Genomic DNA, 573 nt, shown 5'->3' on the forward strand with positions numbered 1-573 from the left:
TCATCAATAGACATCAATAACGGTTGACCAACGTCCATACGAGCACGACCTGCCGCGACTACTGTGATATCAGGTTTCAACTCAGTCAACGCTCGTTTTACATCATCGGTTAGAACTGTATCACCGCTAATGTAAATAGAAGGCTCATTGGGGAGCTCCAAGAAAAATCCAACACCATTAGCCATTACCTTGTGAATCCATCCATGGCCGTGCAAAGCCGGAACCGCGGTGAGCTTTCCGTCTAGAAAGTCGATAGTTTGCCAGTCTTCAATTCCCCAATTTACCGTTAAGTCGTATTTTTCTAGGTAAGCCTTATCTTTGGCTGGTGTCGCAACTGGGATATTACGACTTGTTAAAAACGTCTCACCTGCCGGATCTAGGTGATCTCCATGTTGTAATGCCTTGATACCAAGTGTTTGACTGTGAGTAATTAAGGTATGAGTAACCTTGTTTAGTAGCTCATCGGCATTACTTGGCATCTCAACGGTTGGATTTTTCGCGGCCTTAGCCTTAATGACTGAAAACGGAGGCATAGAGCCTTTTTTCCCCAACATAGGATCAATAAGGATAAAT

The 573-nt window shown here is 44.0% G+C and carries 1 protein-coding gene; it reads right to left on the reverse strand.

Features of this window, described 5'->3' with window-relative positions; all coding sequences use genetic code 11:
* A partial coding sequence (locus AB4558_RS22005; protein WP_372159111.1) for an MBL fold metallo-hydrolase occupies positions 1-573 on the reverse strand: 573 nt, incomplete at both ends.

Origin of the sequence: Vibrio sp. 10N.222.51.C5 (assembly GCF_041474575.1) — a bacterium.
GTDB classification, from domain to species: Bacteria; Pseudomonadota; Gammaproteobacteria; order Enterobacterales; family Vibrionaceae; genus Vibrio; species Vibrio crassostreae_C.